This is a genomic window from Sulfuricurvum sp., assembly GCF_028710345.1.
Taxonomy (GTDB): Bacteria; Campylobacterota; Campylobacteria; order Campylobacterales; family Sulfurimonadaceae; genus Sulfuricurvum.
This window is the reverse complement of sequence record NZ_JAQTUH010000006.1, coordinates 115,742-128,466: the sequence shown is the minus strand read 5'-3', so window position 1 is coordinate 128,466 and position 12,725 is coordinate 115,742. Positions and strand designations below refer to the sequence as shown.

Annotated in this window: 10 protein-coding genes; all 10 read left to right on the top strand. The window is 42.4% G+C overall.

What is annotated here, in order from left to right; genetic code table 11:
* The first annotated feature begins 30 nt into the window (after nucleotides 1-30).
* The 10 genes from PHC76_RS09430 to PHC76_RS09385 all read left to right on the top strand — a co-directional run bounded on the left by PHC76_RS09430 (nucleotide 31) and on the right by PHC76_RS09385 (nucleotide 12,725).
* Nucleotides 31-1,230 (top strand): ATP-binding protein, encoded by a 1,200-nt coding sequence (locus PHC76_RS09430; RefSeq protein ID WP_299969551.1) that lies wholly within the window; start codon nucleotides 31-33, stop codon nucleotides 1,228-1,230.
* Nucleotides 1,231-1,459: 229 nt separating this feature from the next.
* The gene (locus PHC76_RS09425; RefSeq protein ID WP_299969553.1) at nucleotides 1,460-2,347 is read left to right on the top strand and encodes a hypothetical protein; all 888 of its coding nucleotides are present in this window, start codon (nucleotides 1,460-1,462) and stop codon (nucleotides 2,345-2,347) included.
* A 427-nt stretch (nucleotides 2,348-2,774) separates the two neighbouring features.
* Complete coding sequence (locus PHC76_RS09420) at nucleotides 2,775-3,164, top strand: NAD(P)H-quinone oxidoreductase subunit 3 (RefSeq protein WP_299969556.1); 390 nt, start codon at nucleotides 2,775-2,777, stop codon at nucleotides 3,162-3,164.
* A complete protein-coding gene (locus tag PHC76_RS09415) occupies nucleotides 3,146-3,655 on the top strand; it encodes an NADH-quinone oxidoreductase subunit B family protein (RefSeq protein ID WP_299969559.1) in 510 nt (169 codons plus the stop codon). Before PHC76_RS09420 ends, PHC76_RS09415 begins: the two co-directional genes overlap by 19 nt.
* On the top strand, nucleotides 3,655-4,461 hold the full coding sequence (locus PHC76_RS09410; RefSeq protein ID WP_299969561.1) for an NADH-quinone oxidoreductase subunit C: 807 nt from the start codon (nucleotides 3,655-3,657) through the stop codon (nucleotides 4,459-4,461). The genes PHC76_RS09415 and PHC76_RS09410 overlap by 1 nt, the downstream gene beginning before the upstream one ends.
* A 10-nt stretch (nucleotides 4,462-4,471) precedes the next feature.
* Nucleotides 4,472-5,698 carry an NADH dehydrogenase (quinone) subunit D gene (nuoD, locus tag PHC76_RS09405; protein WP_299969563.1) on the top strand — a complete coding sequence of 409 codons (1,227 nt, stop codon included), beginning with the start codon at nucleotides 4,472-4,474 and terminating at the stop codon, nucleotides 5,696-5,698.
* Between the two features lie 12 nt (nucleotides 5,699-5,710).
* Entirely contained in the window at nucleotides 5,711-5,941 is a 231-nt protein-coding gene (locus PHC76_RS09400) for an NADH-ubiquinone oxidoreductase subunit E family protein (protein ID WP_299969566.1), read from the top strand.
* Nucleotides 5,942-5,943: 2 nt separating this feature from the next.
* Nucleotides 5,944-7,980 (top strand): FAD-dependent oxidoreductase, encoded by a 2,037-nt coding sequence (locus PHC76_RS09395; RefSeq protein ID WP_299969569.1) that lies wholly within the window; start codon nucleotides 5,944-5,946, stop codon nucleotides 7,978-7,980.
* A gap of 11 nt (nucleotides 7,981-7,991) precedes the next feature.
* Nucleotides 7,992-10,235 carry a 2Fe-2S iron-sulfur cluster-binding protein gene (locus tag PHC76_RS09390; protein ID WP_299969572.1) on the top strand — a complete coding sequence of 748 codons (2,244 nt, stop codon included), beginning with the start codon at nucleotides 7,992-7,994 and terminating at the stop codon, nucleotides 10,233-10,235.
* Nucleotides 10,236-10,238: 3 nt separating this feature from the next.
* Entirely contained in the window at nucleotides 10,239-12,725 is a 2,487-nt protein-coding gene (locus PHC76_RS09385) for an NADH-quinone oxidoreductase subunit G (protein WP_299969575.1), read from the top strand.

Here is a 12,725-nt window from a genome sequence, read left to right as displayed (position 1 = left end):
TTATACTAGTATTATTTAAAGGATTGAATCATGTTAGCACGTAGCATTGATACATTGGTAAAAACAGCACTTTCAATTTCTCCTATTGTCCTTTTAAAAGGTGCTCGTCAAGTGGGCAAGTCCACCTTATCGACGCATCTTAATCTCCATTATGTTGTTTTAGATGATATTAGTGTTCGTATTAGCGTGAAAGAAGACCCTATTGGATTTATTCAACGATTACCTAAGCCGGCATGTATTGATGAAATACAAAAAGCACCAGAGCTTCTCGAAGCATTGAAACTCTATGTGGATGCTAACCGCCGCAACGGCGATTTCCTCCTCACCGGAAGTGCCAATATATTGGACATGAAACAAGCTAAAGATACGTTGGCAGGGCGGATCATAGAACTCGAGCTTTATCCTTTGAGTCTCAAAGAAAAATCCCATGAGCCTAAAACCAATATCATTGATGCATTGTTTGAGCATTCCTTTGAGAGCAAATATATTGCTTACGCTGACATAGTTGAGCAAATCATACGGGGTGGCTATCCCGAAGCTCTCAAGCTTATTACGCCGATGGAGCGTCGATTATGGTTTTCCTCCTACATTAGCACCTACGTTGAGAGAGATGCGAGAGACTTAGCCGAATTACGCGATATCGACAGCTATTTTCGCTTTTTGAACATTATTGCTCCACGAAGTACTCAGATGTTGGTGAAATCTGATTTAGCCAAAGAGGTTGGAGTTCGTATTGAGACGATTGAAAACTATTTGTCCATTTTAGAACAGACATTCCAAGTAAAAATGCTCAGACCGTATTTTGAGAATATTGGAAAACAATTCGTAAAATCTCCCAAACTGTATCTAAACGATACAGGGGTGATGAGTTATTTTTTGAAAATAACTACCCAACAGAGTTTTGAGGAATCGATGTATAAAGGTGCATTGGTTGAAACATTAGTATGTAATGAGCTAATGAAACATTTGAGTTTCACTGAAATCTCAACCGATATCTATCACTATCGAACCAACGACAAAAAAGAGATTGACTTTATCCTAAAACGTGACAATCAGATTATCGCTATTGAAGTCAAAGCATCTATGAGTGTTGGAAAAGAAGATTTTAAACACATCCGAGATTTTCAAAAAAATAGTCAAAATCACGTAATGGGGATTGTGTTTTATATGGGTGAAAACGTTTTATCGTTTGGAGAGGATTGCTTGGCAGTGCCAGTGAGTTTTTTGTAGTCACAATGATAAATAGTTTTAGCATTGAGTTTAAAATGAGTTATACGAGTTAATATTGATTGAAGGAGTGTATCGAAAATGAGATTCTCTAGCATTATAAAATATGTTACTCTAAAGATTGTAATAGTATTAGAATAAAAAATGATTCTATAAATAATATAATTCAACTTTAATATGATTATTATATTATATTTGATATTCTAAAAAATAGCAAAATAAAGGAATGAATATGAGTCAAAAATTTAAATCTTTTTGTTTATTAATTGGGGTAGGATTATTGTTTACAGGTTGCGGGGGCAGTTCAGATGCGGGCACTACCATGAGTCAAAATTCTACAATTGGGGTAGGATATTATATTGATTCAGCAGTAGGTGGTATTAATTATGTTTGTGGTGAGCAAAATGGTACGACAGGTATAGACGGAAGTTTTCAATTTGAAAAAGGGAAAGATTGTACGTTTAAAATAGGAGAGATTGTATTACGATCGATTAGTGCAAAAGATCTCATCGATAAAGGTGATATTTTTGAAGATAATGTATCTGTAGCACAAATGCTTCAGACACTGGATACAGATGGAAATGCTACAAATGGTATCATCATTACATCAGATGTTATCGATGTAATAAAATCTACTGGTATTAGTCTTCCTACGAATGAATCAGATGTAATAGCATTGCACGAAGCAGTAAAAAATATTCCTGGATACACTGGAAAAGCGAAATCTTTACAAGAAACACAATCTCATCTTAATGAAACAAAAGCACAACGATTTAAATCTATGATTGCTGGTAAAACTTTATATAGTGTATCAGCAGAATATGGACGAAAGCTAGGTTATTTTTCAAAATGGGTATTTAATGCAGATGCAACATCTGTTCATCGTTTTGATAATAGTGACAATAGCTATTCTGATGCAGGAAGTTATCAATTTAGCATAGAGGGACCTACTATTGTTTTCGGTTACATAATATTTGCGGATAGATATATGCTACGCGAAAAAACAGAAGATTATTTTATAACTTCTTTTATTAGATCTGGCGATATAATGATGGGTGATGTAAGATTCTATACCGATGAAAGTAAAGCAAAAGAGTTTTCTCAAGTATATATGCAGTAATCTTTTTACTCAATCAACTTCTTTTATTTCCAAAGTTAGGTTCTGTGTCGGTGCATGGGATGCCGAGAATGAGATCAAAAAAATGAGTTTCTTAAAAGTATCGAAGAAATCAAAATATTTTTGTTCCCTTTAGTAACGTTTTTGTTAATCTCAACAATCTCCTAATGCATAAACTATTCGAAAAGAGAATAATAACTTCCCCTTAACTTTCCTATTCACGGCTTAAATGAGCTTTTAATCACAGTTGCCAGACATAATTTAACATGATAACTTATGAATTAAACATCAGTGTTTAGAAAGGTAACAGAAGGGATATAAGTTCTTTTGCATAAGGGGATGTTTAACTAAAACTTGGCTATAGTGCAATAATTGTTAATTTCCCGCACGTAAAACTGCGGAGATACCATCAACACAAAAGGTCGGATTCATGGAGCACTACAACGTAGCAAATCCTTATTTTGGGGTATTTGTACTGTTTGTTCTCACCTTCGGGGCATTCTATGCAACCACGGTGATTGCACGTTTAGCCAGTCGCGCGCTCGCGGCTAAAGATACGGAAAAAATAAAACTCTCTCCGTACGAATGCGGACCTGAGGTGAGTAAACAACCTAACCGTATTTCGACACAGTTTTATCTGTTTGCATTGCTATTTTTGCTTTTCGATGTCGAGATCGTTTTTATGTTTCCGTGGGCGATTGATTTTAAATTGCTTGGTTGGTTTGGTTTTGTTGAGATGATGATGTTCATCTTGCTACTGGCTATCGGATTTGTTTATGCGTGGAAGAAAGGAGCCCTCGAATGGCACAACATCAAGTAAATTATTTAAAAGACGGCGGTCTACCTGTCGCATTAACCACGATTGATAAAGTGGTTAACTGGGGTCGATCTAATTCACTTTGGGCGTTGACATACGGCTTGGCGTGTTGTGGTATCGAGATGATGGCTTCGGGTGCATCACGCTATGACTTTGACCGTTTCGGTACGATTTTCCGTGCTTCTCCGCGTCAAGCAGAGCTTATGGTCGTTGCAGGGACGTTGACCAAAAAACATGCTGAGTTTATTCGCCGTTTGTACGACCAAATGGCAGAGCCGAAATGGGTCATCTCTATGGGCTCATGTGCGAATACCGGCGGGATGTTTAACACTTACGCAACGGTTCAAGGGGTAGATCGTGTTATCCCTGTCGATTTGTATCTTCCAGGGTGTGCCCCACGTCCTGAGACGTTGCAATATGGGGTGATGATGCTCCAACAAAAAATTCGTCGTGAGAGTGCGTCTCGTGCTCAAAAGCCAAAAAGGTTGATGTAATGAGAGCGTATACTCCAAAAGACAACGTCCAAGCAAAACCGTATTATACTGACCGTTTTTGGGTTGCTCCGCAAGTGGCGAAACACGATGTGAGCAGTGATGATGTGTTTACGCACGACCTCGAAGCGATTAAAGCAAAATTTGACGTATTGGATGCGTATATCCAAGTAGACCAAATGGTAGTCATTATTAAGGCTGCTGATAATTTCGGCGTTATCGAGTTGATGAAAAATGAGCTTGAGTATAATCAGCTCTCTGAGCTCTCAGCCATCGATTGGTTAGCGGCAGAGGGGAAATTTGAAATTTTCTACCAAATGCTCAGTATGTCCAAACGCAAACGTGTTCGGGTGAAATGCAAAATCGATGAGAAAGAGTCGATCCAAAGCCTCTCATCATTGTTCCGCTCCGCTGATTGGTCTGAGCGTGAGATGTACGATATGTTCGGTGTTGTGGTCAACAACCATCCGTTTATGAAACGTATTTTGATGCCGGATGATTGGGAAGGGTTCCCATTGCGTAAAACCTACCCACTCCAAGGGGATGAGTTTGCCGCATGGTATGAAGTGGACAAAATCTTCGGTAAAGAGGCGCGTGAGATTATCGGACCTGAAAACCGCGATCCAGCCCGAATCGATCGTTATGATACGGAACGTTTTGCCCGTTTGGGTCACGAAGTGCCTCGTGGAACAGATATCACGAATGGTGAACCGGATACCCCGCTTGTTTATCAAGAAGCTGAAGGTGTATTCTTGATCGAAAAATTTGATGCAGAGAAATCGGTTGTGATCTCTGATCGTGACCGTTAAGGAGCTATGAATGCAACAATCCAATCGTCTTAGACCCTTTTTTGAAAACATCACGTTTGATCGTGCTGACAATGAAATGATCCTCAACTTTGGGCCTCAACACCCATCGGCACACGGACAATTACGCCTTATGTTGCACATGCAACAAGAACAAATCACCAAAGCGCATCCCGATATAGGATATCTTCACCGTGGTATGGAGAAGATGGCGGAAAACATGATCTATAATGAGTTCATGCCGACAACGGATCGTATGGACTATATCGCTTCAAGCTCAAATAACTACGGGTTTGCATTGGCAGTTGAGCGTTTAATCGGCTTGGAAGTACCACGTCGTGCGAAAGTAATCCGTATGTTGCTGTTGGAAACGAACCGTTTGATGTCACACCTCTTTTGGTTGGCGACAACCGCTTTGGATATCGGTGCTATGACCGTTTTCTTGTTTGCTTTCCGTGAGCGCGAATATTTGATGGATTTGATCGAAGATTACTGTGGTGCCCGTTTAACCCATTCAGCAGTGCGTATCGGTGGTGTTCCGCTTGATCTACCGGATAACTTCTTGGGTGATCTCCGTAAATTTTTGGATAAATTACCGGAAAACATCAAAGACTACGAAGACTTGCTCGATACAAACCGTATCTGGAAAATGCGTATGGAGAATGTGGGTGTAATCTCTAAAGAGATGGCGCTTAGTTGGGGATGTTCAGGGGTAATGCTCCGTGCTTCGGGTGTTGAGTGGGATATCCGTAAAGAGGAGCCGTATGAGCTTTATGATGAAGTTGAGTTCAATGTTCCGGTTTCGGATAAAGGGGACAACTACGCACGTTATAAACTTTACATGGCAGAGATGCGTGAGTCGGCAAAAATCTTGTACCAAGTAATCGACATGTATGCGGGGACTGAACCGGCATTGATGGCACACGCACCGCAATATATCTCTGCACCGAAACTCGACATCATGACCCAAAACTACTCATTGATGCAACATTTCGTCCTTGTGACTCAGGGAATGCGTCCTCCGGTAGGAGAGGTGTATATCCCAACCGAATCACCTAAAGGGGAGCTTGGGTATTACATCAATAGCCAAGGTGGAGCTTATCCGTATCGTCTAAAACTTCGTGCACCGTCATTTTGGCACACCGGAATTTTGACAGACTTATTACCGGGACACTATATCCCAGACGTAGTATCGATCATCGGGACGACCAACATCGTCTTCGGTGAAGTTGACCGCTAAGAGGAGCACTTTATGAAACGTTACGACCTTCGTCACCTAAAAGGTGCTTTTGAAAACCGCATGGTTGAGATTTTAAAAGAAGAGAAAGAGCCAAAAGAGGTTTTAATTTTCTTGTTTGAGATCGGTGATTTTTCCCCTATTCAGCGTTCAGCCGATGTGGTCAAAGAGAACGGATTTGAACTTGTAAACTCATTGAAATTCAATGAAGTCGATTGGACCATCGTGGTCAAGCTTAAGGACTAAATGTGAGTAAAGTCTATTTCTCCACATGGCGCGGAGAGCAGATCAACAATATCGGTAAGCCCGAAGAAGAGTGGGAAAAATCAGCCTACAATCTTCCGGAGCAGTATAACGAGCATGCCCATTCCAAAGCGTTTATCGGTTGGGACGGTGTTGCGTTGTTTAACCCCGATGTTGATGTTGTCCGTTTAGCCACTGAATATGCTGCACAGTATCAGGTCTATTCCGAAGCATGCGGTCGTTGTGCACCTGGGCGATGGGGCGGACGTATATTGTACGATTTGCTCGATAAAATCGCTCGCGGTGAGGGTGCGCTTTCTGATATGGAACACCTCAAAGAGGTTTCTCGGACGATGCAAGAGACTTCTAAGTGCGAAATCGGCAAAACGGTTCCTAATCCATTGCTAGATCTTATGACCCACTTTGAGTCTGAGTTCATGGCGTGTATCGAGAACCAAACACCGTCCAAACATTACCATTTGGAAGATACTAGCTACATTGCGAAAATTACCGCACCGTGTATGGATGCTTGTCCTGCACACGTCGATATTCCTGCCTATATCGAGGGTGTTCGCGATTTGCGTTTTGATGATTCGTTGATGGCGACGCGTCAAACAATGCCGCTTGCTCATACGTGTGGACGTGTTTGTCCCCATCCATGTGAGACTGAGTGTCGACGTACCAATCTCGATGAGCCGATTTCAATTATGGAACTTAAACGTTTGGGTGCCGATTACGAGACTGATCACGGTTTTGGGTTTTTTCACCCAAGTGAGCAAAAACCGAAGATTGGTAAAAAAGTGGCGGTTATTGGTGCCGGTCCTGCGGGACTAACGGGGGCGTATTATCTCGCACTCGATGGAATCGATGTGGATGTCTTCGAAGAACTTCCGGTTCTTGGCGGTGAAGTTGCGGTTGGTGTACCGGAATACCGTATGCCGATTGACAAATATAATCAAGACATCGAAGCGGTACGCTCTTTGGGGGTGAACTTTATCACGAATACGAAAGTGACCGCCGATATGATGCGTCAATATGAATCAGATTATGATGCGGTATTGGTCGCCACGGGTACCCGTATTTCGAAAAAAGTCTATTGTGATAACGAACGTTCTGAGATTCAAGGGTACTGGGGAGCAATCGATTTTCTCGATAAAGTGAATCTCGAAGTGAAATACGGCATTATGGTTCCCGAAGCGGATCAAAAAAGACATATGTTGGATAAAGATTATGTCGATTTGAGCGGTAAAACAGTTGTGTGTGTCGGGGGTGGATTTACCTCTATGGACGTAGTTCGCTGTTCAATCCGTGCCAATGCCAAAAAAGTGGTAATGATCTATCGTCGTGATGAGCGAACCATCATCAATAACACCACCTATGAAGAGTATCATGAAGCGGTAGAAGAGGGTGTAGAATTTATTTTCCACTCTGCGGTTGCGGAGATGCGTGATGAGAATAATGTTCTCAAATCGTTGTTGATTGATCGATTTGAACTCGTACCTGATCCTAACGGTGGACGTGCAACGTTGGAAAAAATCGAAGGGGCTAGTTTTGAGATGGAGTGTGATTATCTCATCCCTGCCGTTTCTCAAAGTGCCGATTTGAAACTGATTCCTGAAGAGTGGGAGATTGAACGTACTTCGTGGGCGACGATCAAAACCAACGGTAAAGATTACATGACCTCTCGTAAAGGGATTTTTGCGGCTGGGGATTGTGAGTATGGTCCAATGACCATCGTTAATGCCGTGGGTCAAGCTAAGCGTGCCGCGTCAGTGATGAGTCGTTATGTCCAGAGTGGTGAAATCACATTGTCGAACGATGAGATTATGGAAGATCACTTGCGCAAACTCAAAGTCTATAACAAAAAAGAGAAGATTGCTGGTTGGCTTCCGGGATTGCCGCGTCAACACAGTGAAGTTCTTACCGTGGGTGAACGACGGGATAATAACCGTGAGGTGAAATACGGCTTTACCCAAGAAGAGGCACTCGCAGAAGCGGAACGCTGTATGCGTTGTTATTATATCGCGATGGTAGCGCACTAATGGAGGCGGGCATGATACATTTTACAATCAATAACCAACCCGTAACCGCCCAAAAAGGTGAAACAATTCTCCAAGCGGCGCGTAAGGCAGGGTTTTATATCCCGACAATGTGTTACATCGAAAAAACAACACCGTGTGCATCGTGCCGTTTGTGTGTTGTTGAAACCAATGTCACTGAGGGGTTCATCCTCAGCTGTCAAACACCTCCGACCGAAGGGTTAGAGGTAACCATCGATTCTGAACGTTTGAAAAACGAGCGAACTAATATCATGCGTCTTTACGATGTCAATCACCCCTTAGAGTGTGGAGTGTGCGATAAATCGGGAGCGTGTGATCTCCAAAATAAAACATTAGAGTTTGGGGTATCTTCACAACATTTTAGTGCCAAAGACCAGCATCGCCACATTGAGCATTGGGGATTGATTAATTATGACCCTTCATTGTGTATTTTGTGTGAGAAATGTGTTCACGTTTGTAATGAAGTTATCGGAGACGATGCGATTACCTTACAGTTTGGGGGGTATAAATCTGCTGTTGTCCCTAAAAACAGTGACAAACTCGACTGTACTTTCTGTGGAGAGTGTATCGCGGTATGTCCTGTTGGTGCGTTGGTAAGTTCTAATTTCCAATATACTGCCAACGCTTGGGAATTGAGTCAAATCCCTGCTACGTGTGCCCACTGTTCAGCGGGATGTTCGTTGATGTATGAAGTCAAACACGATTCGATTGCCAATGGCGGGAGCTCAAAAATCTACCGTGTTACGAATAACTTTGAATACGCAACGTTGTGTGGGGCGGGACGTTTTGGGTTTGATTTTGACATTCAATCCTCTAAAGATGAAGCCCTATTCAACCAGACACTTAAAGCGTTTAGCGAGGCAAAAGCGATCCGTTTTAGTTCACTCATTACCAACGAAGAGGCGATGATACTGCAACGTCTCAAAGAGAAACTTGGGGTGAAATTGTTCAACGAAGAAGCACGTGCGTATCAATCGTTTATGAGTGCTTACAGCTCTATCAGTGGAAAAAGTGCTTTTAGCGGAACTCTCGATGCGATTAAGCAAAGCGATGGAATTATTGTACTAGGGGGACGAATCAGCAGTGATAATCCTGCCATCCGTTACGCAATGACCACCGCCGCACGCCATAACGGAGCAAAAGTAGTCTATATGCATCCGATGGAAGATGCATTGCTGCAAAATATAATCACCCAAAACATCCGATACGAAGCGGGTTCAGAAGAGGGTGTTATGGCAATGCTCGCAAAAACACTTTTGGAAAGCGGTGATTTGAGTGATGAACTCAAAAGCTATTTGGACGGCTTGGATGATGGATACTTGTGTGCTGAAAGTAATGTCGGTGATGAAGAGTTTAGCCGTATCACAACAACATTCCGACGTTTAAAACGCAAAACACTCATTATTGGTTCAGACGTATTGGCGCATAACCGTGCTTCTAATATCGCAAAACTGTGTGCGCTTATAGAAGCGAATAGCGACTTTTCTTTGGTGGTAGTACCGCAAAACGTCAATACCGTTGGTGTTTCACTCATCTGTGATTTGGACAATGATGAAGCGATCTCCCCTGTAATCGGATATAACGCTTCGGGAGATTTTGTTGTCGGTTCTATCGGGGATGTAGATATGGCTCTTCCGGCACTCAATAGCCAAGAGGGGACGTTTGTAAGTCTCAATTATCAGCTTCTCTCCACCAATGTAGCGGTCGCTTTTGAGGGGTATTGCCTCAATGATATCGCTTGTGCATTAGGTGTTGTGTCGAAGTATACGATTGATTATACGGCTCAACTGCCACGTTCAAAAGGGTTTAGCGGTGCTGAATTTGATACACTGGGCAATTTTTACGGAGTGTTAGGTGAGGATAACCGAGGGTACATGTTGGAGAGTGTAGAATCTCCGATTAGTGGTGAACTCGAAGAGATAGAGGATTTACCGGAATTCAATGGAACGGTTGCCTACTATTGTAATCCTATTAATCAATTCAATAGCTACACGGCACGAACATCTCAACTAGAAGAGGATACGGCGTTGCGTGGATCATCACAATTTGCCGCTGCTGCACGTCTTCAAGATGGTGAGAGTGTTCAAATAGAGGGATGCGACCAAGTACGAACTTTTGTGTTGGATGAAACGTTAAAAGGGACTATTGCTCTTGTGCCTGCTTATGATACGGCATTTGGTGCAATGCCTAAAAGGTATCGGTTTGAAAAAATTAAACTTAAAAAGATGGGGAGTTAAATCATGAACGAAATAACGATCACCATAGATGGCAAATTGGTCACGACGCAAGAGGGTGAATATCTCCTCAATGCGGCACGTGCCAATGGGATATTTATCCCTGCCATTTGTTATCTGACCCGTTGTTCACCAACCTTGGCATGTAGGGTCTGTTTGGTGGAAGCGGATGGTAAGCAGGTCTATGCGTGTAATGCAAAAGCAAAACAAGGGATGGAAATCGTCACGACAACCCCAAATATTTTGGCTGAACGTCGTGCCATTATGGAAGTTTATGATGTCAATCACCCATTAGAGTGTGGAGTATGCGACCAATCAGGTGAATGTGAACTGCAAAACTATACGTTAGAAATAGGGGTAGATTCTCAAAACTATTCAATCAAAGATACCCATAAACCAGCCCAAAACTGGGGTTTAATCCACTATGATCCGGCGTTGTGTATCATGTGTGAGCGTTGTATTACGGTGTGTAAAGATATGATCGGGGATGGGGCACTCTCTACCTCGGCTCGTGGAAGTGACGCGATTGAAGCAACATTTAAAGAGAGTATGCCTAAAGATGCCTACGCGATGTGGAACAAACTTAACAAATCGTTGATTGCTCCTAATGGCGGTGATACACTCGATTGTACCAATTGCGGAGAGTGTAGCTCTGTGTGTCCGGTCGGTGCATTGGTGAGCAGTGACTACCAATACACCTCAAATGCATGGGAACATACCCAAATTCCGGCAACGTGTGCCCACTGTAGTGCAGGATGTCAAATCAGCTACGATATTAAACACACCTCTATCGAAAATTCTGATCCGAAAATCTACCGTGTGAAAAATGAGTGGAACTATGTATCACTGTGTGGTGCAGGACGTTACGGGTTCGATTTTGAGAATCGGGATGTAGTGAAAAATCCTGAAGCGTTTACTAGTGCGATTGAAGTATTTAAAAATAGCGATACGATTGCTTTTACCTCCACCATCACGAACGAAGAGGCGATGATTCTTCAACGTCTTAAAGAGAAATTCGGTTACCGTTTAGTGAATAACGAAGCTCTTGCATTGAAAAAATTCTTGATGAGTTACAGCGGTGTGAGTGGTAAAGCTCTCTACAATGGTGATTTGAAACAGGTTCATGAAGCCGATTTCGTGGTCTCCATCGGAAGTGCTCTCAAAACCGATAACCCCAATGCTCGCTTTGCGATGAATAATGCGTTGTCGATGAACAAAGGTGCGGGGCTTTACTTCCACCCGATTAACGATCCTGTGATTGAGGGGATGTCCAAAAATCTCACACAGCTTAACCATGCACCGATGATGGAAGAGGCGGCATTGTATCTTATGCTCGATCTTTTCGGGGATAAAGCAACAATGCCGACATCCGTAACAGAGTATCTCGCAACATTCCACTCTACTAAAACAATCACAATCGAAGAGAGCGTCGATGAAAAAGTGACTGAAACAGTTGTGAAAAAAGTGTTGAATGAAGAGAGCGGTGTGGAAGAAGAGGTGAGTGAAGAGGTCACTAAAACCATCAAGAAAAAAGTCTCTAAAGAGGTGGATGTAGATGAAAACCGCCTCTTTGATTTGGTAAATGCCCCAGCAGGATTTGCCGACACTATGACCAAATATTTAGCGAAAAAAGAGAAGTTCGCGTTGATGGTGGGACCAGACCTCTACACCCATCCACATGCGACCAATTGTGCCCGTTTGGTGGCATTGATCGAGAAATATACACGCTTTAGTGTTACAATGATTCCTAATATTGCCAATACACTAGGTGTTGCCCTCATTTGTGAACTGGATTCAACTGAGGGAAGTAAAACAATTGGTTATAATACACCACGTTCTTTTACCCTTAGTGCGCTAGGGGAGGGTGATTTGGATATGCCATCACTTAATCAGCAAGAGGGGACATTAACGAGTATCGATAAACGGGTAAATCCAACCAATGCGGCATTACCGTACGGTGGATATACTCTTAAAGATATTGCGTGTGCATTAGGTGTCTGTACCGAATTGACAGTTGATTATACGGCACAACTTCCTGTTGAAGCAGGATTTAAAAACGTGGCGTTTGATTGTTTACCAAACCATTACACCAATAGCGGTGAAGAGGTTCGCGGCTATCTCCTTGAAACTAAGGTTGTTAGTTGTAACGGTGATGAATCGGTTGAAAAACTGGATGAAAATCTCTCTCTTAGCGGTTCGATTGTCTATCTTGCTAATCCGGTATTGCAATTCACTCCATTTACCGCACGTGCTCACCAACTTAACGAAGAGGGTGGTTTATACGGATCTTCTTCGTTTATGGAAGCAAACGGTTTGAATGAAGGGGAGAGTGTCCGTGTGAAAACGCAAATGGGTGAGATGGTGCTAAAAGCGATGATCGACTCAAAAATCAATGGAGATATAACCTATCTCCCGACATTTGATTCCAAAATTAATTCTCAAGCATTGTTTAGCGGTTACCGTTTTAATAATGTCACGATAGAAAAGGTGTAA